At 73.0% G+C, this 22,124-nt stretch carries 21 protein-coding genes and 2 pseudogenes; 6 read left to right on the top strand and 17 right to left on the bottom strand.

Translation table 11 applies throughout. The features are described from left to right. Window positions 1-90: 90 nt before the first annotated feature. Entirely contained in the window at window positions 91-1,224 is a 1,134-nt protein-coding gene (locus OG552_RS01060) for a PP2C family protein-serine/threonine phosphatase (protein WP_329140489.1), read from the top strand. A gap of 189 nt (window positions 1,225-1,413) precedes the next feature. Here the strand turns inward: OG552_RS01060 and OG552_RS01065 are convergent, their stop codons facing one another. Then, window positions 1,414-2,097, bottom strand: a complete 684-nt coding sequence (locus tag OG552_RS01065; protein WP_329128747.1) for a ribonuclease H family protein — start codon at window positions 2,095-2,097, stop codon at window positions 1,414-1,416. Window positions 2,098-2,257: 160 nt separating this feature from the next. Here OG552_RS01065 and OG552_RS01070 point away from each other — a divergent pair, with 160 nt between their 5' ends. Next, window positions 2,258-4,249: an ATP-binding SpoIIE family protein phosphatase gene (locus tag OG552_RS01070; protein WP_329128750.1), complete on the top strand. Its 1,992-nt coding sequence runs from the start codon at window positions 2,258-2,260 to the stop codon at window positions 4,247-4,249. 24 nt (window positions 4,250-4,273) lie between these two features. On the opposite strand, the gene OG552_RS01075 is transcribed toward OG552_RS01070, so the two are convergent. The 5 genes from OG552_RS01075 to OG552_RS01095 form a co-directional block, all read right to left on the bottom strand. Further along, complete coding sequence (locus tag OG552_RS01075) at window positions 4,274-5,383, bottom strand: PAS domain-containing sensor histidine kinase (protein ID WP_329128751.1); 1,110 nt, start codon at window positions 5,381-5,383, stop codon at window positions 4,274-4,276. 22 nt (window positions 5,384-5,405) lie between these two features. Then, the gene (locus OG552_RS01080) at window positions 5,406-6,071 is read right to left on the bottom strand and encodes a response regulator transcription factor (protein ID WP_329128752.1); all 666 of its coding nucleotides are present in this window, start codon (window positions 6,069-6,071) and stop codon (window positions 5,406-5,408) included. Continuing rightward, entirely contained in the window at window positions 6,071-6,415 is a 345-nt protein-coding gene (locus tag OG552_RS01085) for an STAS domain-containing protein (RefSeq protein ID WP_329128753.1), read from the bottom strand. Before OG552_RS01085 ends, OG552_RS01080 begins: the two co-directional genes overlap by 1 nt. 99 nt (window positions 6,416-6,514) lie before the next feature. After that, the gene (locus OG552_RS01090; RefSeq protein ID WP_329128755.1) at window positions 6,515-7,882 is read right to left on the bottom strand and encodes an NAD(P)/FAD-dependent oxidoreductase; all 1,368 of its coding nucleotides are present in this window, start codon (window positions 7,880-7,882) and stop codon (window positions 6,515-6,517) included. 261 nt (window positions 7,883-8,143) lie between these two features. Continuing rightward, entirely contained in the window at window positions 8,144-9,136 is a 993-nt protein-coding gene (locus OG552_RS01095; RefSeq protein ID WP_329128756.1) for a quinone oxidoreductase family protein, read from the bottom strand. Between the two features lie 98 nt (window positions 9,137-9,234). Here OG552_RS01095 and OG552_RS01100 point away from each other — a divergent pair, with 98 nt between their 5' ends. Together OG552_RS01100 and paaK are read left to right on the top strand one after the other, a co-directional pair. Then, window positions 9,235-9,843, top strand: coding sequence for a CGNR zinc finger domain-containing protein (locus OG552_RS01100; RefSeq protein WP_329128758.1), 609 nt, complete (start codon window positions 9,235-9,237; stop codon window positions 9,841-9,843). Window positions 9,844-9,993: 150 nt separating this feature from the next. Beyond that, the gene (paaK, locus tag OG552_RS01105) at window positions 9,994-11,298 is read left to right on the top strand and encodes a phenylacetate--CoA ligase PaaK (protein WP_329128759.1); all 1,305 of its coding nucleotides are present in this window, start codon (window positions 9,994-9,996) and stop codon (window positions 11,296-11,298) included. A gap of 54 nt (window positions 11,299-11,352) precedes the next feature. Here the strand turns inward: paaK and OG552_RS01110 are convergent, their stop codons facing one another. Together OG552_RS01110 and OG552_RS01115 are read right to left on the bottom strand one after the other, a co-directional pair. Beyond that, window positions 11,353-12,534: an SPFH domain-containing protein gene (locus OG552_RS01110; protein ID WP_329128760.1), complete on the bottom strand. Its 1,182-nt coding sequence runs from the start codon at window positions 12,532-12,534 to the stop codon at window positions 11,353-11,355. Window positions 12,535-12,559: 25 nt separating this feature from the next. After that, window positions 12,560-12,793: a hypothetical protein gene (locus OG552_RS01115; protein WP_329128762.1), complete on the bottom strand. Its 234-nt coding sequence runs from the start codon at window positions 12,791-12,793 to the stop codon at window positions 12,560-12,562. Window positions 12,794-13,092: 299 nt separating this feature from the next. Between OG552_RS01115 and nhaA the strand changes: the two genes are divergently transcribed. Next, entirely contained in the window at window positions 13,093-14,982 is a 1,890-nt protein-coding gene (gene nhaA, locus OG552_RS01120) for a Na+/H+ antiporter NhaA (RefSeq protein ID WP_443070853.1), read from the top strand. A gap of 81 nt (window positions 14,983-15,063) precedes the next feature. On the opposite strand, the gene OG552_RS01125 is transcribed toward nhaA, so the two are convergent. The 3 genes and pseudogenes from OG552_RS01125 to OG552_RS01135 all read right to left on the bottom strand — a co-directional run bounded on the left by OG552_RS01125 (window position 15,064) and on the right by OG552_RS01135 (window position 16,407). Then, window positions 15,064-15,294: a DUF6296 family protein gene (locus OG552_RS01125; protein ID WP_329128764.1), complete on the bottom strand. Its 231-nt coding sequence runs from the start codon at window positions 15,292-15,294 to the stop codon at window positions 15,064-15,066. A gap of 149 nt (window positions 15,295-15,443) precedes the next feature. Further along, window positions 15,444-15,569, bottom strand: a pseudogene (locus OG552_RS01130) (LuxR C-terminal-related transcriptional regulator); the annotation flags it as partial. A 190-nt stretch (window positions 15,570-15,759) separates the two neighbouring features. After that, the gene (locus OG552_RS01135; RefSeq protein WP_329128765.1) at window positions 15,760-16,407 is read right to left on the bottom strand and encodes an HD domain-containing protein; all 648 of its coding nucleotides are present in this window, start codon (window positions 16,405-16,407) and stop codon (window positions 15,760-15,762) included. A 182-nt stretch (window positions 16,408-16,589) separates the two neighbouring features. On the opposite strand from OG552_RS01135, the pseudogene OG552_RS01140 reads away from it, so the two are divergent. Beyond that, window positions 16,590-16,709, top strand: a pseudogene (locus OG552_RS01140) (PLP-dependent transferase); the annotation flags it as partial. Window positions 16,710-16,837: 128 nt separating this feature from the next. Here OG552_RS01140 and OG552_RS01145 read toward each other — a convergent pair. The 6 genes from OG552_RS01145 to OG552_RS01170 all read right to left on the bottom strand — a co-directional run bounded on the left by OG552_RS01145 (window position 16,838) and on the right by OG552_RS01170 (window position 22,055). Further along, complete coding sequence (locus OG552_RS01145) at window positions 16,838-18,367, bottom strand: hypothetical protein (protein ID WP_329128766.1); 1,530 nt, start codon at window positions 18,365-18,367, stop codon at window positions 16,838-16,840. A gap of 272 nt (window positions 18,368-18,639) precedes the next feature. Next, window positions 18,640-19,377, bottom strand: a complete 738-nt coding sequence (locus OG552_RS01150) for a cobalt-precorrin-6A reductase (RefSeq protein ID WP_329128767.1) — start codon at window positions 19,375-19,377, stop codon at window positions 18,640-18,642. Then, entirely contained in the window at window positions 19,377-20,150 is a 774-nt protein-coding gene (gene cobF, locus OG552_RS01155; RefSeq protein WP_329128769.1) for a precorrin-6A synthase (deacetylating), read from the bottom strand. The genes OG552_RS01150 and cobF overlap by 1 nt, the downstream gene beginning before the upstream one ends. Next, on the bottom strand, window positions 20,147-20,920 hold the full coding sequence (locus OG552_RS01160; protein ID WP_329128770.1) for a (2Fe-2S)-binding protein: 774 nt from the start codon (window positions 20,918-20,920) through the stop codon (window positions 20,147-20,149). Before OG552_RS01160 ends, cobF begins: the two co-directional genes overlap by 4 nt. Continuing rightward, on the bottom strand, window positions 20,917-21,777 hold the full coding sequence (locus OG552_RS01165) for a CbtA family protein (RefSeq protein ID WP_329128772.1): 861 nt from the start codon (window positions 21,775-21,777) through the stop codon (window positions 20,917-20,919). The genes OG552_RS01160 and OG552_RS01165 overlap by 4 nt, the downstream gene beginning before the upstream one ends. A 62-nt stretch (window positions 21,778-21,839) precedes the next feature. Then, window positions 21,840-22,055: a CbtB domain-containing protein gene (locus OG552_RS01170; RefSeq protein ID WP_329128773.1), complete on the bottom strand. Its 216-nt coding sequence runs from the start codon at window positions 22,053-22,055 to the stop codon at window positions 21,840-21,842. Window positions 22,056-22,124 lie beyond the last annotated feature (69 nt).

Below are 22,124 nucleotides of genomic sequence, written 5' to 3' on the forward strand. Positions count from 1 at the left end.
GTGAAGGCGCTCTTCACCACGCCCGGGGCACCCGGGCCGGACGGCCGGCAGCCGATACCGCTGCCGCTGACCGTGCTGCCGTACGCGGTGATGGCACTGGTCGCGGTGGTCGACGGGGTGGTGGGGGCGAGCGTCGGCCTGCTGCCGCTGGTGTCGCTGGGCCCGGCCTTCGCCGGTCTGGTCGGGACCTGGGTACGTACCGCGGTCATCGGGGCCCTGGCGGTCGCGGTGGTGTGCGCGCTCGGTGTGGTGGACGGGCTCTTCTCCGAACGGCGCGGTTTCGCCGCGATCGGCGCCGTGGTCGGTGTGACGGTGGCCGGGGTGATCGCCGCGGTCACCCGGCAGCGGCGTGAGGCGGAGCTGGCGAACGTACGGTCGATCGCCGAGGTGGCCCAGCGGGTGCTGCTGCGGCCGGTACCGCGCAGCGCCGGGCATCTGCGGGCGGCCGTGTCGTACACCTCGGCGGTCGCGGAGGCCAGGATCGGCGGTGACCTCTACGAGGTGGTGGCCTCGCCCGCCGGGGTCCGGGTGATCATCGGCGATGTGCAGGGGAAGGGCCTGGAGGCGGTCGAGACGGCCGCGGTGGTGCTGGGCGCCTTCCGGGAAGCCGCGTACGACGAGAAGACGCTGGAGGGCGTCGGCGAGCGGGTGCAGCGGGCCGCGGACCGTACCGTCAGCGGGGAGAAGTTCGTGACCGCGCTGATGGCCGAGATCAGCCCGGAGAACGGGACGACGCTGCTGAACTTCGGGCATCCGCCGCCGATGGTGGTCTCCCCCGACGGGAGCGTGGTCTTCCCGGAGCCGCCGGCGTACGCGCTGCCGCTGGGGCTTGGCATCCCGCGCAGCGAACCCCCGGTGCCGTTCGAGGTGTCGTTCCAGCCGGGTGACCAGTTGCTGCTCTACACCGACGGCGTGACCGAGGCCAGGGACCCGGCCGGGACGTTCTATCCGCTGGGACAGCGGGCCTGGCTGCTCTCCGAGGCGGATCCGCAGAGCGCGCTGGAGGCGCTGCGCGCGGACCTGATCCTGCACACCCGCGGCCCGCTGCACGACGACGCGGCGATGCTGCTGCTGCGCTACCGCGAGCCGGCGGAGCCCGCCGAAGGCGGCGCACACCGCGCGGACGCGGACGACACCGACATCACCTCCGACGCCCCCGACGCCTCCGGCCCCGCCGCCGCCGAAGACCCGCGGGACGACGGCCCGCGCCAAACCACCCCCTGAGGCGAGCCCGGGGCCACCGGCTCGACAAGCCGCGGCCTTCCCCCGGCAACGGGGTGACGCGGGGCCCGCGTGAAGCGCGCCGGGATCCGCATGGTGCACCTCATCGGGCGGCGCACGGCCACGGCGGTGACCACAGGGCCGCTCGCCGCGGGGAACGGCCTCGCCTCCGGGTCACGCGGGGCCCGGGGTTCAGCAGCCGGGGTGGCCCCAGCCGTCGTCGTTGCGGGTGATCTCCTCGCCCGCGGCGTAGGCGCGGCCGCAGCGGCACGTGCCCGGGTACTTGGCCTTGAGGGTGCGGGCGGACTGTCCGGACCCGGTGGCGGTCCTCTTCGCCGCGGTCTTCCCGGCGGCGGTCTTCCGCGCCGGGGAGGCAGCGCTGGTGGGCGACCGCGGCGGGGCCGGTGAGCCGAGGTCGCTGCCGGCCGGCTCCTGGGTGACGGCGGCCTGGCTGGCGGCGCGGTCGGCGAAGTCGTTCAGCTTGTCGCCGCCCACCTGGTGCGCGGGCACATAGCGGAATTCGACCGGGCGGCCGGTGAGCAGTTCGTCGATGCCGACCACGAGGTCCTGGTTGGCCACCGGCTTGCCGGCCGAGGTCTTCCAGCCCTTGCGCTTCCAGCCGGGCAGCCAGGTGGTGACCGCCTTCATGGCGTACTGGGAGTCCATCCGGACCTCCAGTGGCGTCCGCGGGTCCGTGGCGGCGAGCAGCCGCTGCAGCGCGGTCAGCTCGGCCACATTGTTGGTGGCGGTGCCCAGCGGCCCCGCCTCCCAGCGGACCGGTTCGCCCGCCTCGTCGGCGATGACCCATGCCCAGCCGGCCGGTCCCGGATTGCTCTTCGATGCCCCGTCACACGCGGCGATGATGCGCTCGACCACCCCCCGATCATGCCAGCTCGCCGGGGGCCGCCGGTACACCGCCCCTGACCGGTCCCACGCCACCGGCGGGCTACGGCGTTCGCGCGTCCCGGACTGCGCGGAACGCGGCGCGGACGGAGCATGGGGATGACGGCACGCGAACCGGACGAAAGGGCGTCGGATGGGCGGTGGACGGGACGAGCCCACGCCGGACCGGGACCTGCCGGACCGGGATGCCGCCGGTGACACCTCCCGGCAGGGCCCGTCCGGAACCGACGAGGACGCCGCGGATGCCGCGGGCACGGACACCCCGGACACCCCGGACGGCCCCGACCGGGACGGCCGTGACCCGGGCCAGGACCGCTCCGATCGCTCCGATCAGGAATCCGTCGAACTGCGCCAGATCGACGAGCTCAACCGGCTGGATCCGCTGCCGACTGCGCACCTGCGCCCGGACCGGCCGCCACCACGCGACGACAGGCCCCCGGGCCAGGACGCCGACGCCCGGCTGCGGGACGCGGTCCTGCTCACCACCGGTCACGAGGTCGCCGAGGCGGACTCGCTCGCCGACGTGCTCCGGGTGCTGTCGCGGCTGCGCGCTCCGGGCTTCGAGCTGGACGGCATGGTGGTCTTCGGGGTGACCGAGAAGTTCCTCAACGGGCTCGGCCAGTACGGTTTCCAGCCGTTCGGCTCCGAGCGGACCGTCCGGATCCCGGTGACGACCCACTATCCGGCGGTCGACGTGCTCAGGACGGGACGGCCGGTGTACCTGTCGTCGCCCGACGAGTACCGGGCCCGTTATCCGACGATGTGGCCGCTGACCGAGTCCAAGGACCGCAAGTCGTGGGCGTTCATGCCCCTGGTCGCCACCGGGCGGATCACCGCGGTGTGGCTGGCAGCCTTCGCGGAACCGGTCACGTTCACCCCCGAGCAGCGGAGCCTGCTGACGGCGGCCGCGCGGCTGGTGGCGCAGTCGCTGGAACGCACCAGGACCGGCGAGGCGGAGCTCGCGCTCTCCCGCGGGCTGCGGCGCAGCATGGGCTCGGCGGAACCGGCGTACCCGGGACTCAGTGTGGCCACCCGCTACGTTCCGACCGGCGGCGGACTGATGGTGGGGGGCGACTGGTACGACATCATCAACCTGCCGACCGGCCGGGTGGCGCTGGTCATCGGCGACGTGCAGGGCCACGATGTGCACGCGGCCGGTCTGATGACCCAGTTGCGTACGGCGGTCCACGCCTACGCCGCCGAGGGCCACGGTCCCGACGCGGTCATGTCGCGTGCCTCGCACTTCCTGACCGCCCTGGACGAGGACCGCTTCGCCACCTGCATCTACATCGAGGCCGATCCGGCGACCGGGGTGCTGCAGATCGCCCGGGCCGGCCATCCGCACCCGGTGCTGCGGATTCCGGACGGCACCTGCATGATCAAGCACATCCGCGGTGGGCTGCCGCTGGGACTGATGCCGGACTCGGACGACTATCCGGTCAATGTGCTGGAGCTGCGCCCCGACGAGGTGATGCTGCTGTGCACCGACGGGCTGATCGAGACCGGTGGCCACGATATGTACACCGGCTGGGTGCGGGTGCGCGACGCCCTCTCCCCCGGGCCCGCCACCGACATCGAGGGCATGGCGGACCGGCTGATCGCGGCCGTCGGCACCCCGCAGCCGGACGCCGAGGACATCAGGCTGTCACCGCGGAACGAGGACGACATCGCGCTGCTCCTGCTGCGCCGGGACGGCGGGGTGCCGCAGCCGGGCGTGCCGGAGCGGCGGCTGGTGCTGACCATCGAGCAGGACCAGGCGGAGGGCCTGGCCGAGGCGCGGACCGAGCTGAGGGCGCTGCTGCACGACTGGGCGCGGCCGGACCAGGTGGACACCGCTGTGCTGCTGGCCTCCGAGGTGCTGGGCAACGTACTGGTGCACACCGAGCAGCCGGCGGCGCTGGTCGCGATCGTCACCGGCAACCCCGGCCGGCGCACCCTGCGGGTCGAGGTCACCGACACCGGCGACGAACTGCCGCACCAGCGGGCACCGGGGGAACTCGCCTCGTCCGGGCGGGGTCTGGTACTGCTCGACCTGCTCTCCGACCAGTGGGGCGTCAGGCCGGAACCGGCCGGCAAGACGGTGTGGTTCGCGCTGCACGAGGCGGGAGGGCCGGACGGCGAATAGCCGGGCGGCCGGTGTGCCGCCGCGTCACGACGTCTCCTCGGCGTACGGCAGCCGGTCGGTGGGCACGGCGGGCAGGTCCGGGACCCAGAACTCGACGGTGGTTCCGGCGCCGGACCCGCTGTGCATGGTCCACCAGCCGCCGGCCGTCTCGGCCCGCTCCCGCATCTCCATCACCCCGAAGTGCGGATGGACCGCGGGCCACGCCAGCGCGTCGCCGCTGCCGTCGTCGGTCACCCGGGTCAGCAGTCCGCCGTCCACCGAGGTGATCTCCAGCCGGACGGTCCTGGCCCTGGCGTGTTTGTGGACGTTGAGCAGCGCCTCCTGGACGATCCGGAAAATGGTGATGGCGGTCTCCGGCGCCGGTTCGCGCCGCAGGTCGTGGCTGAACTCGGTGGCCAGTCCCCAGCCGCGGACCACGTCGTCCAGGTGCAGGGTGAGCGACTCGGCCAGGCCGTGCCGGTCGATGCCGGGAGGGTGCAGCCGGAAGCTCAGATTGCGCAGCCGTCCGACGGCCTCGCGGACGGCGGTGTCCAGCGCGGCGAGTTCGGCCGCGACGGGTTCCGGTACCTGGCGGGACAGGAGCTGCAGCCGCATGCCGACGGCGACCATGGCCTGGATGGAGTCGTCGTGGACGTCCCAGGCGATGCGCTGCCGCTCGGCCTCCTGGGCCCGTACCAGGTGGGCGAAGAGCCCGCGGCGTTCGCTGAGCGCCTGCTCGGCGGCCCGGCGTTCGGTCATGTCGCGGGTGACCTTGCCGAAGCCGTGCAGTTTCCCTGTCTCGTCGAAGAGGGCGGTGATCACCACGTTCGCCCAGAACCGGGAGCCGTCCTTGCGGATCCGCCAGCCCTCGTCCTCAAGCCTGCCCTCGGCGACCGCGATCTCCAGCTCCCGGTGCGGTTTGCCGGCCGCGATCTCCTCGGGCGGATAGAAGACCGAGAAGTGCCGGCCGGTGATCTCGTCGGCGCGGTAGCCCTTGATGCGTTCGGCGCCGGCGTTCCAGCTGGTGACGTGGCCCTCGGGGTCGAGCATGAAGATGCCGTAGTCCAGGACGCCCTGGACCAGCAGGCCGAACGCGGTCTCGGACTGCGGGGCGACCGGCCGGCGCGGTCCCGGGTCCGGTGGCCGGGCGGTCATCGCAGGCTTCCGCGACGGCCGGTCACCGCAGCAGCCCGTCGCGGCGGGCGGTGGTGACGGCCTCCAGCTGGGTGCGGGCGCCCAGTTTCTCCAGCACCCGCTGGATGTGGTTGCGGGCGGTGTTGACCGCCACCCCGAGCCGCCGGCTGATCTCGGCGCTGCCGAGTCCTTCGCCGAGCAGGTCGAGCGTCTCGCGCTCACGGGGGGTGAGGGTGGCACCGCGGTCGGGAGTGCGGCCGGTCAGCCGGTCCAGTACATCGCTGAGCAGGCCCTTGCTGAAGGCCACCTCGCCGGCCGCCACCCGCCGTACCGCGTCCTGGAGTTCGGTCAGGTTGTCGGTCTTCAGAAGCAGTCCTGCGCCGCCGGCCTCGGCGACCCGGGTCGCCACCGAGGCGGTCGCCTCACCGGCCAGGACCAGCACCCGGCAGTGCGGTGCGGCGGCCTTGAGACCGGCGATGCCGCCGATGCCGTCGCCGTCGGGCAGCCGCCGGTCGAGCAGCACCACATCGGGGCTCAGCCGGGCGGCGTCCGCGAGCCCCGCCCCGATGGAGGCGCTGCGGCCGACGACCTCCAGGTCGGTAGCGCGGTCCAGTGCCATCCGGATCGCCTCGGCCACCATGTCGTGGTCCTCGACCAGCAGGATCCTGATGGCCGCCCCGGGGGTGGCGGCCGGTGGGGACGGGGGCATCAGACGATCCTGGGCGGGACGCGCCGTGCGTCGGCGGCGAACTCCATGTCGACCCGGGCGAGCGTGAACAGCCGTGCCACTTGCGGGCGTACGCCTTCCACCAGGACGTCAACGCCGCGTTCGCGGCCGGTGATCCGGGCCTCCAGCAGGACATTGAGGCCGGCGCAGTCACAGAACCGCAGGTCCCACAGGTCGAGGACGAGCAGTTGGGGGTGTGCGGCGAAACACTCGGCGAGCGCGGCGCGCAGCGCCTGCGTCCCGTCCAGGTCGAGCTCTCCGTCGAGGGCCAGCGTCGCCCGGACGTCATGGATGTCCGCCCTGACCTGGAGGGCCGGGGCGGTCATCGTACGATCCCTCTCACTGCCTGTACCGCGGACACCACACCAGACTAGTGAATCTGCACTAGAAGCGGAACCGCTCCCGGCCCCGGGAATGCGCGGCCGTCACTCCTGACGGGCGTTCAGTGCCACGGTGTGCTCGCGGACCTGTTCAGGGGTGAGGTAGCTGTCGGTGTACTCGAAGTCACGCAGAGCGGCCGGGGTGCGGGAGAGGAAGCCGGTGCGCACGAAGTCGTCGCCGGCCGCCGCGTTGAGTACCCAGTTGGTCAGCACCCGGGTCTTGGCCACATTGGTGCGCAGCGCCGACCAGTGGTAGCCGCGGGCCACCACCTGGGCGGGCAGGCCGCGCAGCTCGATGCCGAGCGGCTTGGAGACCGCGTCCTTGCCCCCGAGGTCCACCACCAGGCCGAGGTCCTTGTGGGTGTAGGGCTGGAGCGGCTGCCGGCGCAGGGTGGCGATGACGTTGTCCGCGACCTTGCGGCCCTGGCGCATGGCGTGCTGCGCGGTGGGCGGGCAGTAGGCGCCTTCCTCGCCCTTGGCGAGATCCGGCACGGCCGCCGCGTCGCCGAGGCCGAACACCCCGTCGACGCCGGGCAGGTTCATCTCCGCGGTGACCGCGAGCCGGCCGCGGTCGGTCTCCGCGTCCAGGGTGGCGATCAGCGGGCTGGCGACGACGCCCGCGGTCCAGATGAGGGTGCGGCAGGGCAGTACCCGCCCGTCGGTGAAGGTGACCTCCTCGGGGCCGGCCTTCGCGATGGAGACGCCCAGCGAGACCTCGATGCCGCGCCGGCGCAGGATCTTCAGCGCGCTCATGCCCAGCTTGTCGCCGAGTTCCGGCATCAGCTTCGGGGCGATGTCGATCAGGTGCCACTTGATCAGGCCCGGGTCGAGCCGCGGGTAGCGCTTGACGGCGGTGGCGGTCAGCCGCTGGAGGTATGCGGCGGTCTCGGTGCCCGCGTAGCCGCCGCCGACCACCACGAACTGCAGCCGCGAGGCGCGCTCCGCCTGGTCCTGGCTGGCGTCGGCGAGGTCGAGCTGGGCGATGACGTGGTCGCGGATGAAGGCGGCCTCGGCGAGGGTCTTCATACCGCGGGCGTTGTCGGCCAGGCCCGGGATGTCGAAGGTGCGGGTGACGCTGCCGGGGGCCAGCACGATCTGGTCGTACGGCTCGTCGACGATCTCGCCCGTTATCTTGCGGATCACGCAGACCTTGGCCTTGGTGTCCACCCCGATGGCACCGCCGGGGATGATCCGGGTGCGGAACTTCTTGCTCCGGCGCAGGGAGACGGCGATCGACTGCGGGGTGAGGATCCCGGAGGCGACTTGCGGCAGCAGCGGCAGGTAGAGCTGGTACGAGAACGGCGTCACCAAGGAGACGTCGGCCTCGTCGGGTCCGAGCCGGCGCTCCAGCCGCCGGACACACCCCACACCTGCGAATCCGGCGCCCACCACAAGGATTTTCGGTCGTGCCACGGTATCCGTCCCTTCTTGGCCCAGGCGGTCGTACGCACACCTGCCCCGCGGAGCGCGGCCTCGCACCTCAAGTCCTACCCCGGCAGGGGGTGGCCCGCCAGCGGGCGCCGTCCGGGCCGGGGGTCAGCGCTGCGCGGGCGGCGGCGTGCAGGCTGCCGGGCAGCGCCGTGCAGGAGGCCGGGACCCCGGCGCGGATCGGGCGGTGGGCGAGCCGGCGACCGCCGCGGCCAGGGCGGTCGGTCGCCGGCCGGCGTCCCGGGTTCAGCCGGTGGTGAGGATGATCTTGCCGCGGTTGGTGCGGTCCTCCAGGCGCTCGTGGGCGCGGGCGGCGTCCTGGAGCGGGAAGGACGCCTCGATGGGCACCCGGTAGTCGCCGGCCGCCACCCGGTCGGCGAGGGCGCGCAGATCGGGGCGGGGGTCGTAGCCGTGTTCCAGCAGGGCGGTGAGCTGGAAGCCGTGGATGCTCACGTTCTTCGGGTAGAAGTCACGGGTGTCCACGGTGCTGGGCCGCAGTGCCACATTGGCCAGGGCGACGACCCGGCCGGCGAACGCGGCCTCCCGCAGGCTCTGTGCGAAGACATCGCCGCCGACCGTGTCGAGCACGATGTCCGCGCCGCGGCCCCCGGTCAGCCGCAGGACCTCGTCCACCGCCGCTTCGCCGGGGAACGCGGAGGTGTCGACGGTGTGCTCCGCGCCCAGTTCCGCCGCCCACCCGGTCTTGGCGGACGAGCTCGCGACGGCGATGACGTGCGCGCCGGCCACCGCGGCGATCTGGACCGCGGCGCTGCCGACCCCGCTCGCCGCCGCCTGGACGACGACGGTGTCCCCCGCGGCCAGCCGGCCGAGACGGTTCAGGCAGTACCAGGCCGTGAGCCAGGCGACGGGCAGCGCGGCGGCCGACCTCAGGTCGATCCCGTCGGGGAGCACGGTCACCCGGGTGGCGGGCACCGCGGCGGCCTCGGCGTAGAAACCGGGGGCGTTGGCGGCGCCCATGGCGATGACCTTCTGGCCCGCGGTGATGCCCTCGACGCCCGCGCCCACTCCGGTCACGGTACCGGCCGCCTCCAGACCGGGGATCAGCGGCGGCTTGCCGGCGCGGTGGTAGGTGCCCGCGCGGGTCAGCGCGTCCGCCCGGTTCACCCCGGCAGCGGCGACCCGGATCAGCACCTCACCGGGGCCGGGCACCGGGTCGGGCACCTCCACCGGCACCAGGACCTCCGGTCCGCCGAACGTGTCGATCCGTACTGCTCGCATACCGCCACCTGCTCCGCTGTCGTCATCTGTTGTCACCTGTTGAACAGGTGACACCTTCTGACACCCCATGAACCGGTGTCAAGTGCTACGGTCCTCCCATGAGCCCCGACACGAGCAGCGAGGACAGCCCGGCCGGCTTCCGGTTCATCGGCGGCCGGCCGTGCCTGGATTTCGTCGCGACCCTGGGCAAGCGTCACACCACCCCGGTCGAGAAGCTGCCGGAACCGGCGGCGCTGGCCCGCTGGTTCGAACTGGCCGGCCTGCACGACCCCGGCGCGGGCGGATCCCCGCTCACCGCCCGGGACCTGCGGGGGGCGCTGGCTCTGCGGGAGGCGCTCTACCGGGTGGTGCGCACCGCGATGGCCGGCGGCGCCCCGGCGCCTACCGACATCGAGGTGGTGAACGAAGCCGCCGCCCGGCCGGATCTGGTGCCCCGCCTCGCCCCGGACGGCGGTGGTCTCTCGCTGCGCCGGCCGGCCGCCGGCGGCGCCGGTGCCGCACTGGCCACGGTGGCCCGCGACGCGGTCACGCTGGTCGGCAGTCCGCTGGTCGGCCGGGTGAAGGAGTGCCAGAACCCGGAGTGCTCACTGCTCTTCCTCGATGATTCGCAGGCACGGCGCCGGCGCTGGTGCTCAATGGACCGCTGCGGGAATCTGGCCAAGGTCGCGGGATACCGCTCCCGCGGCCGGCGCACAGGCGAAAGCTGAGTTCAGGGAGGTAACCCCGCGCTCCTCCTTCCCCGCGATCCGCTCGGCCGTGCACCGTTCTTGACAGGCGCCGACCGGTACTGGTTCTTTGGGTCTGATCTCTGACCGAACGGTCGGTCGGCCCAGGGAGCGAGCACGAGGGAGAGCGTCATGGACGACGAGCTGCTGCTTGATCCGGCGGAGCGGCTGGACCGCGACGAGCTGCTGGCCCTCCAACTCGACCGTCTCAAGAGCACCTTGCGGCTCGCCTACGACCATGTGGAGCTGTACCGGCGGAAGTTCGACGCGGCGGGCGTGACGCCGGCGGACTGCCGGAGCCTGGCCGATCTGGCCAGGTTCCCGTTCACCACCAAGGAGGACCTGCGGGAGGCCTACCCCTTCGGGATGTTCGCGGTCCCGATGTCCGAGGTGCGGCGGCTGCACGCCTCCAGCGGGACCACCGGGCTTCCCACCGTGGTGGGGTACACCGAGGACGACCTGTCCATGTGGGCGGACGTGGTGGCCCGCTCCATCCGGGCGGCCGGCGGGCGCCCCGGGCACAAGGTCCATGTCGCCTACGGCTACGGGCTGTTCACCGGCGGCCTCGGCGCGCACTACGGTGCGGAGCGGGCCGGCTGCACGGTGATCCCCGCGTCGGGCGGGATGACGGCGCGGCAGGTGCGGCTCATCCAGGACTTCCGGCCCGAGATCATCATGGTCACCCCGTCGTACATGCTCACGCTGCTGGACGAGTTCGAACGGCAGGGCGTCGACCCGCGGGGCACCTCGCTGCGGGTGGGGATCTTCGGGGCGGAGCCGTGGACCGAGGGGATGCGGTCCGAGATCGAGCAGCGGTTCGGCATCGACGCGGTGGACATCTACGGCCTGTCCGAGGTGATCGGCCCTGGGGTGGCGCAGGAGTGCGTGGAGACCAAGGACGGGCTGCACATCTGGGAGGACCACTTCTATCCGGAGGTGGTCGATCCGTTCACCGACGAGGTGCTGGCGGAGGGCGACAGCGGGGAGCTGGTCTTCACCTCGCTGACGAAGCAGGCGATGCCGGTGGTCCGCTACCGCACCCGGGATCTGACCAGGCTGCTGCCGGGCACCGCGCGGCCGGCCTTCCGGCGGATGGAGAAGGTCACCGGGCGCTGCGACGACATGATCATCCTGCGGGGGGTCAACGTCTTCCCGAGCCAGATCGAGGAGATCGTGCTGCGGACGCCGGGGGTGGCACCCCACTTCCGCATCGAGCTCACCCGCCGCGGACGGCTCGACCACATGGCCGTCTTCGCCGAGGCGGACCGCTCCGCCGCGGCCGGCCCGGACCACCGGCCCGCCGCGGCGGCGGCCATCGCCCAGGGCATCAAGGACGGCGTGGGCCTCACAGTGGACGTCACCGTCGTCGACCCGGAGACCCTGGAGCGGTCGGTCGGCAAGATCCAGCGCGTACGGGACCTGCGCGCGAAGAACTGACCGGTCAGGCCCGCGGGGGCGGGGGCGGGCCGGCCGGTCCCGCCCCCGCGGGGGTCACTGGATGTCGATCGGGCCGTCCGCGGACTTGCCGGGGCGGCCGTTCGGGGACCCGGGGTCGTTGCGCAGGGCGACCTCGGCCCGCGCTTCCGCGCCCTCGCCGTTGCCGAGGTTCTTGCGGACCGAGTCCAGGATGGTGAGCCCCTGGCTGACCAGACCCGCGGCGATCTCGCTCAGGCCGTCCGCCCCGTTGAGCACGTTGACATTGGCGCCGGACAGCCCGCCCGCCGCCTCCTTGACGATCAGCGGCAGCTGGTCGATCAGCATCCGGTCCAGCGCGACCCGGTCGTGCGACGCGGCGGCGGCCGCCTGGATCCGCATCCGCTCCGCCTCGGCGACGGCCAGCACCCGGATCCGCTCGGCCTCCGCCTCGGCCGGCTTGACGATCTCCGCGACCAGCTGCTGCTGGCGCAGTTCCGCCGCGCGCAGCGCCAGTTCGGTCTGGGCGGCCAGCACCTCCTGCTGGGCGTGCGCCTGGGCCAGCGGTCCGGCCTGCGCGGACTGCGCCTGGGCCCGGTCCACCTCGGCGTTGTACTGCGCCTGGACGACCGCGGTCTGCCGGGCGTACTCCGCCTGGTTGCGGGCCGCGGCCTGCTGCGCCTCGGCGGACGCCTGGGTGGCCTGCGCCTGGGCGATCTGCGCCTGCCGCTGGATGGCCGCCTTGTGCGGCGCGGACATCGCCTCGATGTAACCGGTGGCTCCGTCGTCGATGGACTGGATCTGCAGCGAGTCGACGGTCAGGCCGATCTTGCCCATCTCCGTCTTCGAGGTCTCCAGCACTTCGGTGGCGAGCTTCTGCCGCTCGGTGACGATCTCCTCGACCGTCATCGAGCCGATGATCGACCGCAGGTGGCCGGCGAAGATCCGGCCGGTGAGCACCGACATCTGGTCCTGGTCCGACAGGAAGCGCTGGCCGGCGTTGACGATGCTCTCGTGGTCGTTGCCGACCTTGAACGCGATGACGGCGGTGACGGTCAGTGCGATGCCCTGCTTGGTGACACAGGTCTCCGACACCTCGGCCTCGCACATCGCGAGGGTGAGGAAACGGGTCTTGCGGAACACCGGCGGAACGAACTTGCCGTGTCCGGTGACCACCCGGAACGGCGCACCCCCAAGACCTCGCCGACCGCCCGAGATCAGCATCGCCTCATCGGGTGCGGGAACGCGGTAACCGAACATCCTTTGTCTCCTTCATTGGCACGGCTCAGCCGGCCGGCGCTTCCAGGGGGTCGGCCCATGCGATGACATCCACCTGCCGGGTGCCCCGGGAGTCCACCACGAGCACCGTGGATCCCCGTGGCAGCGGCTGCTCCGACCAGGCGAGGAACGCCTCGGAGCCGCCCCTGACCCGTACCAGGACCTCGCCGGGCCCGGCCGCTCCCCGGGTGCCGATCAGCAGCTCCCCGGTGCGGCCGATCACCGCCTCGTCCCGTGTCATCGACGGCCGCCCCCTTGTCGTCGTCACGCTGAATTCTCCGACGTGACCATCCTCCCACCAGGAGTCGTCCCCCGACCGGCGGCGGTCCTTACGGAATACGCGCTGTGCGCGTGTCCGGTTCCCGTCAAGGGGCGCCGTCGCAGAAGGCGGTGGTTCGGGCGCCGGGTCCGATGCCGCGACCGGCGGGGCGTCCGGCTGGGCGTCCGGCGGCGCGCACGGGATCATGCCACCGGTTGGACACCTCTGCGGCGCCCGCTCGTGCCAGAGTGTGGGCAGGAATTGTACTGGTGGGAGGCTGGATGTTCCGGGGCCTTACTGCGTCCTTGACGGGGCGGGGCGACAACGACCGCACGACGGCGGCATCGGCCTGGGCGTACATCCGCACCGAGACCGGCAGCGCCGCGGTGCTGCTGGCGGCGACGGTGGCGGCGCTCATCTGGGTGAACGCCGCCCCCGGCGCCTACGAGACGGTGTGGGACACGCATCTGATGCTGCGGCTGGGCAACCACGGGATCGATCTCGATCTGCGGGAGTGGGTGAACAGCGGGCTGATGACGCTCTTCTTCCTGGTGGTCGGTCTTGAGGCGCGGCGCGAGTTCGACCTGGGGGAACTGCGTGACCGGCGGCGTATCCCGCTGCCGTTGCTGGCCGGGGTGTGCGGCATGGTCGTCCCGGTCGGGATCTTCCTGGCGGTGAACGCCGGCCGGTCCTCGGCGCACGGCTGGGGCACCGCGATGTCGACCGACACCGCGTTCGCGCTGGGGATGCTGGCGCTGCTGGGCTCGCGTTTTCCGCCCCGGCTGCACACCTTCATCCTCACCGTGGCGGTGGTCGACGACCTGCTCGCGCTCGGGGTGATCGCGGTCGCCTACAGCGACCACATCTCGGTGACGCCGCTGCTGATCGGAATCGGGCTGCTGGTGGTCGCGGCGGTCGCGCGCAGCGCGGGACTGCGGCGCGGCCTGGTGTACGCGGTGCTGGCGGTCGTCGCCTGGGTGGCGTTCCTGCACTCCGGGGTGGACCCGCTGGTGGTGGGCCTGATCCTGGGCCTGATGTCGTACGCCTACCCGGCGCAGCGGGACGCGCTGGAGCGGGCCAGCGGCCTCTTCCGGTCCTTCCGGGAGCAGCCGACGGCCGAACTGGAGCGGGAGGCACGGCTCGGTATCGCCTCGGCGCTGTCGCCCAACGACCGGCTGCAGCGGATCTGGCATCCGTGGAGCAGCTATCTGATCGTGCCGCTCTTCGCACTGGCCAACGCCGGCATCCAGATCAACGGAGCGCTGCTGAAGGACGCGTTCACCTCGCCGATCACGCTGGGCATCCTGCTCGGCTACGGGCTGGGCAAGCCGATCGGCATCGTCGGTGCCTCGGCGCTGAGCACCAGGCTGAGCCGGGGGCGGCTGCGGCCGCCAGTGGGCTGGGGCTCGGTCCTGGGCGGCGGCACCATCGCCGGCATCGGCTTCACGGTCTCGCTGCTGATCGCCACGCTCGCCTTCGACGGCCGGCAGCTGGAGCAGGCGAAGATCGGGGTGCTGAGCGCGGTGATCTTCGCGATGCTCGCCACCACGGGGGTGGCCCTGGTCACCAACCGGCTGCCGGAGGTGCGCCGGGCGCGGGCCCTGCTGGGAACCGCGCAGTCACTGGTGGACCTGACCGATCCGGTGGATCCGCGGCTGGACCACATCCGCGGGCCGATGGCAGCGCCGGTCACCGTGGTGGAGTACGGCGACTTCGAGTGTCCGTACTGCGGGCAGGCCGAGGACGTGGTGCGCGAACTGCTCTCCGACTTCGGTGATGTGCGGTACGTCTGGCGGCACCTGCCGCTGTCCGATGTGCATCCGCACGCCGAACTCGCCGCGGAGGCTTCGGAAGCGGCCGGGGCGCAGGGGAAGTTCTGGGAGATGCGCGATCTGCTGATGACGCGTCAGGACGCGCTGCGGATCGTCGACCTGATGGCGTACGCCAAGGAACTCGGGCTGGACACGGTGGCCTTCCACAGTGCGCTGAAGTCCCATGAGTTCCGGCCGCGGGTGATGCGGGACGTGGAGTCGGCCGACAACAGCGGCGTGGCGGGGACACCGACCTTCTTCATCAACGGCCGCCGGCACCACGGGGCCTACGACATCGCCAGTCTGTCGGAGGCGGTGCTGGCGGCGCGGGACCGGGCGATCCTGAAACAGCGGGCCTGACATACCGCGGGCGGGCCGGAACCGCACAGGTCCGGTCCGCCCGCTGTTCAGGCCGCCCGCAGCGCCGCGGACGGGATGTCCTCAGGGATGCAGGGTGCGTACCGCCCGGGGCACCACAGGTGCCTGGTGGCCGCCGCTGGCCAGCATCCGTACCTCGTCGTCCGCGCTGATCTCGGCGCGGACGATCCCCGTCTCGTCCTCGTAGATCGGGTACCCGCCCGACCCCTTCTGCTCGGTGCGGTGGACGGACACGACGTCGTCCCCGTCCGCAGCCGAATGGAAGACGAGTTCATAGCTTTCCGGGTTTTCCATGCGTGCCTCCCGCCAGGTGGTGCGGGCCTTCGCCCCACCGCCCGTTCCGCTGGGCTTTCGCCGGACCTCTACATGATGCCCCGGGCGGGACGATGTCGCCCGTCCGGAGCAATGGTCACATAAGGTGAAGATTACGGAACGGACTGTGTTCAGTCCAGTGGTCCGGCCTTGTACGCCCCCGCGACCGCGGCGGCGCGGTCCCGTACCCCCAGTTTGGCGTACAGGTGCAGCAGGTGCGTCTTGACGGTGTCCTCCCTGATGAAAAGCCGCCGGGCCGAGGCCGGCGAGGCGCTGCCGCCGGCCGCCGGAGAGGTTCTTGTGGCGGGCGCCGGCCTTCTCCCGCAGGCCGAGCCGGTACAGCAGCGTGCCGGGGTCGGCGGGGCGGGCGTAGAAGGAGGCGAAGAGCGCCAGCGTCTCGGGCGCGGGAGCGGTGGATACCGGCGTCCACCGATCGGTTGACGGGGGTCACTCGGGCCAGGGCGACCCGAGGATCGTGGTGACGAAGTCGCCGCGTTCGAAACCGGGCACGTAGGCGGCCAGCACATCGGCCTTGACGTTGCCGAAGGTGGTCTCCGGCTTCGGCTTGATGCCGTCGGTGAAGGCGGCCAGGATGCGCCGCTTGAAGTCGGGGCGGGGGTGCAGGGCGGTGATCGCCTCCCGGTCGGCTGCCGGGATGTCGGTGTAGCCGATGCCGAGCACGTCGTACTCGACGCCCGCGGTGACCAGGGCAACCTCGGGCTCCATGAACTCCGGGATGCCCGGGGTGGTGTGCAGCGCGATGGCGGTCCAGACCCGGCGGACGCTGTCCTCGGGCACGTCGTGGGCGCGCAGGAAGCGGCGCGCCTCGTCCGCGCTGTCCACCTCGAAGCGCCGGCCGCTGCCGTGGAACCGCTCGGACAGGCCGAGGTCGTGGAACATCGCGCCGAGGTAGAGCAGTTCGGGGTCGTGGCTGAGGTCGCGGTGATGCCCCTGGAGGCTCCCGAAGAGGAAGACGCGCCGCGAATGGTGGTAGATCAGCTCGCTCGTGGTGTCACGCACCAGGGCGGTGGCCTCGCGGGCCAGCTTGGTGTCGGGCACGGCCACTCCCGCCGCTCCGCTGGGTTCCCTGCTCATCGCTGCCGCCTTCGTCCTGGTCCGGGGAGGCGGACCGTCGGGGCCCGCCGTCTCCCAGCATCGGCGAGTGCTCGGCCGCCCGCCCTGTCCGTACGGCCGGATGTCCCACAGATCCGGCCATGCCGCCGGCGGAGTACGAACCGTGTGGTGCGTCTTCGGCCCGCCCGCGGCTTCCGGCAACCCGCGCGGTGGTCGACCCGGCGCGCGCCGCCGGGGTGCCGCCGATCGTCGACACCATGGTCCCCACCCCCTTCCTGCCACGGCCGGTCGAGCACGGCGCGGACATCGTGGCGCACTCGGCGCGTGCGGCGGACAGCGGCACGCGGCGACAGGGCGAGAGCTGGTCAGGGAATCACGCAGCGATGGCAGGCCGGGGCGCGGCGGGAAGGGCGGGTCCCCCGCGCCTCCCCCGCGCCGGGCCCGGCGGTCGCTACGGGATCGGCCGGTCGCCCGGGGTGAGCGGCGGTGCGAGGTAGGCGTGGTAGCCGGGGAAGGCGTGGGAGTCGGGCAGCGGGACGGCGGGCCAGGCGACGGCGTACGCGGGCGGGCGGCCGTGCCGGGGCACGAGGACGGCGACCGGCCGGGACCGGGCCGCGGTGAGTACGCCGGCCGGGGTGATGCTGCCGTCCGGGCCGCCGATCTGCCGGGAGGCGCACCCGGTGTAGTAGGCCATGGGGACGGCGTGGTCGCCGGTGAGCAGGCACGGCGGGCGGACGCCGACGGCGTGCAGCCGGGCGGCGGTGGCCCGGTAGGCGCTGCTCATCGCGCGATTGTTCCGCAGGTCGGTGAGGGTCACGCTCAGCTGGATCGCCAGATGGCCGATGAGCGCTGCCACGACCAGCCCGGTGAGCGCCGGCCGCCACCGGCCGGCCGGGAAGCTGACCAGGGACCACAGGCAGGCGGCGACCGGCAGCGCCAGCAGCGCGTACGACGGGAGCAGGAAGCGGGGGGCCGCGTAGCCGATCAGAAAGAGGTACGGCACGGCGAGGCAGGACGCGACCAGCACCGGCAGCAGGGCCGTCCCGTGCCGGCGGGCGCGGGCCGCCGCCACCGCGCCGCCCGCGGCGAGGGGTGGCAGCGCGAACCACCAGGCGGCGGTGGCCCGGTGACGCCACGGCACCTCGCACGGCCGGCAGAGGGTCCGCCCGTCCAGCGCCCGGATCTGGTCGTCGACAGCGATGTTCCAGGAGGTGCCGCCCTGGATCTCGCTCGCCCGGTCCAGCCGTTCGCTGAGCCCGCCGTACCGGACGTACGCCTCGATGACCCACTCCCCGCAGCCGAGCGCCGCACCGGCAAGGAGCGCGACCAGCAGTCCGGTGCGCCGGCCGCCCCGGGCGAAGAGCGCGACCACGGCCAGCGGCAGCACCAGCGCGGCGGCGTCCGGCGGCCGCATCAGCCCGGTCAGCGTGACCGCCAGCACGAGTCCGACGAGTGGCGAACGGTCCAGCGGGCGTCGCAGCGCCGTCAGGAAGCAGCCGACTGCCGCGAGCGCGCCGTAGGCGCTCCACAGATTGGGCATCACCTCGGGCCCGTAGTAGAGCGTGATCCACAGGGTCCCGAAGAGGGCGCCCGCCAGCACGAGAACGCGGGTGGGCAGCAGGGTCCGCCAGGCCCACAGCGCCAGGTACAGCCCGATGCCCGACAGCAGCGCCATCCACACCCGCAACACGGCCGTGGAGGTGGTCAGTTCGGCCACCGGCCAGGCCAGCAGCGAGACGCCGCGGGCCCGGGGGGCACTGAAGAAGGCCGCCGGCACCGATCCGCTCACCTGACTGGTGTAGACCGTCTCGTCCCAGCCCAGCCCGCTGCCCGGGACGACCAGCGCCAGCTGGAGGGCGGTGAAGGAGGCGGCCACGGCCGCGAGCCAGGGAGCCACCGCCGCGGTCCTGGCCGCACGCGGCGGGTCAGGGAGGGCGTACGGGCGTACCGCGGTGGGGTCTGCTGCTGTCGGTTCTGACATACCGCGGGCCTCGCAGAGTGGGACGGTTCCGGCAGGGGCGGATGGCGGACGCGGGGGGCCGCCCGCGGCGCGGGGGCACCCCGGCGCGACAGCGGCCACCGATCATCTGCATGACCGTAGGCAGAACAGGGCGTTCTTCCCAAATCACCCGGCGCGTCCGCAGGACACGCACGCGGGGGGGGGTGGCTCGGTGCCGACGCCCTTTCATCAGCGGGGCACCCGGGGCACATCGCGGCGCCGGTGCCCATCCCCGAGGTCTCAGACGCGAGGTCTCAGGCGCGGCCGGCGAGCCAGCTGAGCGCCTCCTCCGGCGAGGCCACCGACGGGACGCCGGCCGGCGGCGCGGGCCGGCGGACGAGGACGACCGGCAGGCCGGCCTCCCGGGCGGCAGTCAGCTTGGGGGCGGTGGCAGGCCCGCCGCTGTCCTTGGTGACCAGGACGTCGATGCGGTGGTCGCGGAGCAGCGCGCGTTCACCTTCGAGAGTGAACGGGCCCCGGTCGAGGAGCAGGCGGAAGCCGCGCGGCAGCGGCGGCTCAGGGGGCCGCACCATGCGGGCCACGACGGGCAGTTCCACCTCGGCGAAGGCCGCGAATCCCTGGCGGCCGGTGGTGACCAGGGCCCGGGTGCCCAGGGCCGCGAGGAGGCCGGCGGCCTCCCGGAGGGTCGCCGCGGAGTGCCAGCGGTCGCCGGGGCCCGCGCTCCAGCCGGGCCTGCGCAGGGCCAGCAGCGGGACACCGGCCGTGCCGGACGCCTCGGCGGCGTGCCGGCTGATGCCGGCCGCGAACGGGTGGGTGGCGTCCACGATCGCGTCCACGCGCTCCGCGCGCAGCCACGCGGCGAGCCCGGCCGCACCGCCGAAGCCGCCGCTGCGGACCTCGCCTTCCGGGAGCCGGGGTTCCGCGGTACGGCCGGCCAGCGAACTGGTCACCCGCCAGGCGGGGTCGGCGGCCAGCGCGGCGGCCAGCGTCCTGGCCTCCGCGGTGCCGCCGAGCACGAGCACCCGCCGCATCAGCGCTCGTCGGCCCTGCGCAGCAGATACGTGTCCATGATCCATCCCTTGCGGGCCCGGGCGGCGGCGCGGACGCCGCGGATCCGGTCGGCCAGTTCCCCGTCCAGCGGACCGGAGAGCAGGATCTCGTCGGGGGTGCCGAGGTAGGCGCCCCAGTAGATGTGCAGTCCCTCGCCGATGAGGTCCCCGAACGCCTGCCGCGCGTCCAGCATCACCACGACGTCGTCCACCCCGCCCGGCAGGCCCTCTTCGGAGAGCCGGCGGCCGGTGGTGATCTGCACGGGGCGGCCGACCTGGTTGAGGCCCGTGCGGTGCTTGGCGGCGAGCGACGACACACTGCTGATACCGGGTACGACCGTCCAGTCGAACTCCGCGCCGCCTCGCGCGTGCACCTCTTCCAGGATGCCGAGCGTGCTGTCGTAGAGCGCCGGGTCGCCCCAGACCAGGAAGGCCCCGCAGGACCCGTCGGGGAGTTCTTCGGCGATCAGCCGCTGGTACACCTCGGCGCGCCGGGTGCGCCAGTCGCCGACGGCGGGCGCGTAGCCGGCGGTGGACGCGCCGCGGTCCCGTTCCGGGTCGCGGGCGACGACCACCCGGTGCGGCCGGGTCGCGTGGCGCTGGAGGAGCTGCTCGCGCAGGCCCACCAGGTCGGCCTTCTCCTCGCCCTTGTCCAGCAGGAAGAACACATCGGTACGGCCGAGGGCATCCACCGCCTGCAGGGTGAGCTGCTGCGGGTCGCCCGCGCCGATGCCGATGACGTAGATCTGCTTCACGACGCGGAGTCTGGCACACGGCCGGTGGCGGGCCGCAGGTCAAGGGCGCAGTCCCCGCAGAGCGCGCCCTTGCCGCCGGGCCCGGCCCGGTAGATCAGACAGCAGCTACGGCGGCGGAAGACGCCCTCCTCTGCCGTGCTCTCACCGGCCAGTGGCGGCCGGTCAAGCAGCAGGCCGGTGAACGCCCGGGTGCGGACGGCCAGTTCGGGCCGTGCTCGGACGAGGCTCACCGCGGCGCCGTTCACCGCCGAGGCGGTGTTGCCGCGCAGGATGTGCCGGGAGACCCCGAACGTGCCGAAGACGGCTGCCAGTTCCTCCAGCGGGCCGGCCAGCAGCCGTGCCGCCAGCAGGCCGGCGAGCGCTTCCAGGCCGGCCAGGGGCGCTCCGAGCGCGCCGGCGGGAAGTGCCAGCGGTACGGGACCGCCGAGCACCGGCTGCCAGCGCACCTCGTGCAGCGCGAACAGGAGCGGGCGCCCGAACAGTACGGCGGCGGCGAGCGCGGGCGAGACCAGCCGTGCGGCGAGTCCGAGATGCGCGACGGACGCGGCCACCCGTGGTTCGACGGCCCCGGCCGGCTGCCCGCCGGCGGCGGCGAGCCATTGCCGTACCCCGGTGACCCGGTCGCCGAGGAGCGCCGCGGACATCGGCTGCCAGCCGGCGGGCGGCGCGGCCCCGGTCTCCTCCAGGGCGAAGAACGCGCCGAGCGCGGTGATCGCGGAGATCACCGCGGTCGGCTCCGCGTCGCCCGGCGGCGGCACGGGTGCGTTCACGCGGGGACCGGTGCCGGCTCCCGCGCGGCGGCGGTGCCGGGGCGGGGCTGCAGGAGGCGTTCGGCCAGCGGGGCGAAGACCAGGCCGATGGCCGTCCAGAGCAGCAACTGGGCGGCGACCGAGTAGAAGCGGAAGGAGAAGAGCACGTCCGCCGGGAAGCCCGGATAGACGATGGTGCCCTTGCCGTCGGTCAGCGGCAGCGGAGTCTCGGTGGCGTGGTCGCCGAAGTGCTCCCTGTTGTAGCCGAGGTGGCCGAATGACGGCAGGAGGAGCATGACGACGCCGATGGCGACGACGAAGGCGGCGCCGGCCAGCAGCACCGCGTTCCAGTTCCCGAAGCGCGCCTGGAGACGCTTGCCGAGCCAGGCGGCGCCGATCAGGAAGACCACCGAGCAGACCACCATGGTCAGGTAGAGGCCGCTGCGGGCCTTGATGGTCTCCTCGTGCCCGATGGCCGGCGGGTTGGCCGGGTACTTCAGGAACGGCACCAGATACATGCCGAGGAAGCCGCCGGCCGCGACGACCAGCGCCAGGTTGCGGGCGCGCAGCGCACCGACCCGGCCGAGGCAGATCGCGTACGCGACGGCGAAGAGCGCGCCCATCGCCATACCGAAGACGATCATGCCGACGCCGATGCCGACGTCCGCCTGGATGGTGCGGCTGAACAGATCGGGGCCGGCCGCCTCGGCCGGGATGCCCGCCGCCTTGTCGAGCGCGGCCTGGGCCGCGTCCCGGCCGCTCTCGTAGTCGATCGCCCTGCCGATCTGCGGCTCGGCGAAGATCCGGGCGAAGAGGAAGGCGAGCAGCCCGCCGACTGCGCCGGCCAGCAGGCCGCGCAGGATGAGCTTCTTTTCCATGTCGAGTTGTCCGTACGTCTCAGGTGACGGGGGTGACGTGCGTCAGTGGCGCCCGGGGGCGCTCAGTGGCAGGGGAAGCCGAGGAAATGACGCGCGTCGTGGACGAACTCGTGGATGTGCGTGTCCTTGCCGAAGACGGAGACGGCGCCCTGGTCGACGCCGATGAAGTAGTAGGCGGCGAGCGCCACAAGTGCGGTGCCGACGAGCCACAGTACGGCTTTGGAGACCGGCAGGACGACCGGCGTCGCGGCCGGGCGGGGAGCGGAAATGCTGCTCAAGGTGAGCCCTCCTTCGGGGATCGTGCGTCCCTCTTCCATGGGCGTCGTGATGAGCGGCTGTCTGACTCA

The organism is Streptomyces sp. NBC_01476, assembly GCF_036227265.1.
Classification (GTDB): Bacteria; Actinomycetota; Actinomycetes; order Streptomycetales; family Streptomycetaceae; genus Actinacidiphila.

Coding starts and splice junctions, on each gene's coding strand:
- OG552_RS01080 (WP_329128752.1), bottom strand. CDS start 6,071: ATGCCCCCGTCCCCACCGGCCGCCACCCCCGGGGCGGCCATCAGGATC.
- OG552_RS01085 (WP_329128753.1), bottom strand. CDS start 6,415: ATGACCGCCCCGGCCCTCCAGGTCAGGGCGGACATCCATGACGTCCGG.
- paaK (WP_329128759.1), top strand. CDS start 9,994: ATGGACGACGAGCTGCTGCTTGATCCGGCGGAGCGGCTGGACCGCGAC.
- OG552_RS01125 (WP_329128764.1), bottom strand. CDS start 15,294: ATGGAAAACCCGGAAAGCTATGAACTCGTCTTCCATTCGGCTGCGGAC.
- OG552_RS01095 (WP_329128756.1), bottom strand. CDS start 9,136: ATGCGAGCAGTACGGATCGACACGTTCGGCGGACCGGAGGTCCTGGTG.
- OG552_RS01165 (WP_329128772.1), bottom strand. CDS start 21,777: ATGGAAAAGAAGCTCATCCTGCGCGGCCTGCTGGCCGGCGCAGTCGGC.
- OG552_RS01150 (WP_329128767.1), bottom strand. CDS start 19,377: ATGCGGCGGGTGCTCGTGCTCGGCGGCACCGCGGAGGCCAGGACGCTG.
- OG552_RS01070 (WP_329128750.1), top strand. CDS start 2,258: ATGGGCGGTGGACGGGACGAGCCCACGCCGGACCGGGACCTGCCGGAC.
- nhaA (WP_443070853.1), top strand. CDS start 13,093: ATGTTCCGGGGCCTTACTGCGTCCTTGACGGGGCGGGGCGACAACGAC.
- OG552_RS01135 (WP_329128765.1), bottom strand. CDS start 16,407: ATGAGCAGGGAACCCAGCGGAGCGGCGGGAGTGGCCGTGCCCGACACC.
- OG552_RS01145 (WP_329128766.1), bottom strand. CDS start 18,367: ATGTCAGAACCGACAGCAGCAGACCCCACCGCGGTACGCCCGTACGCC.
- OG552_RS01060 (WP_329140489.1), top strand. CDS start 91: ATGGCACTGGTCGCGGTGGTCGACGGGGTGGTGGGGGCGAGCGTCGGC.
- OG552_RS01075 (WP_329128751.1), bottom strand. CDS start 5,383: ATGACCGCCCGGCCACCGGACCCGGGACCGCGCCGGCCGGTCGCCCCG.
- OG552_RS01100 (WP_329128758.1), top strand. CDS start 9,235: ATGAGCCCCGACACGAGCAGCGAGGACAGCCCGGCCGGCTTCCGGTTC.
- OG552_RS01110 (WP_329128760.1), bottom strand. CDS start 12,534: ATGTTCGGTTACCGCGTTCCCGCACCCGATGAGGCGATGCTGATCTCG.
- OG552_RS01115 (WP_329128762.1), bottom strand. CDS start 12,793: ATGACACGGGACGAGGCGGTGATCGGCCGCACCGGGGAGCTGCTGATC.